The sequence below is a fragment of the Candidatus Symbiopectobacterium sp. NZEC135 genome (assembly GCF_025962695.1).
Genome location: NZ_JAGFPF010001323.1, coordinates 1 through 595, shown reverse-complemented (window position 1 = coordinate 595; position 595 = coordinate 1). Strand labels below are relative to the sequence as shown.

Here is a 595-nt window from a genome sequence, read left to right as displayed (position 1 = left end):
CGTGAAACATAAGCTGATTGAGAAAGCGGGCGCCTGGTATAGCTACAACGGCGACAAGATCGGGCAGGGCAAAGCGAATGCGTGCAACTATCTGAAAGAAAACCCGGCTATCGCGGCCGAATTGGACAAAAAGCTGCGTGAAATGCTGCTGCACAACAAAGATCATGTGCCTGCGCCAGCAAGCGAAGCGGGTTTCTATGATGATGCAGAAACCGCGGGTAATGAAAGTAACGGCGAATTTTAAAACGCGTTAAGTCACTTGCAAGGAGCATGACAAGCAGTATCTACCGTTTGTCGTGCTCCCTCACCAACATGTACCTTCAATGACACCATCAACCCCCTCTGTCAACGCACTGACCATTGCCATGCGCCTGTTAGCGGTACGCGATCACAGCGAAGGAGAGTTGCGTCGTAAGTTGACGGCTCGCATTGATCCGGCCTTTGACGCCGCTGATATTGATGCCGCCTTGGCATATTGTCATGAGCACGGCTGGTTGGACGATGCGCGGTTTGCGCTGCGCTACATTCATGGAAGAAGCCGAAAAGGCTATGGCACTCAGCGTATTGTCGCGGAATTACGTCAGAAAGGCCTTTC

The 595-nt window shown here is 52.1% G+C and carries 1 protein-coding gene and 1 pseudogene; both read left to right on the top strand.

Features of this window, described 5'->3' with window-relative positions; genetic code table 11:
- Window positions 1–244, top strand: a pseudogene (gene recA, locus J5224_RS34070) (recombinase RecA); the annotation flags it as partial.
- Window positions 245–323: 79 nt separating this feature from the next.
- On the top strand, window positions 324–595 hold a 272-nt coding region (locus tag J5224_RS34065), incomplete at its 3' end, for a regulatory protein RecX (protein ID WP_264629272.1).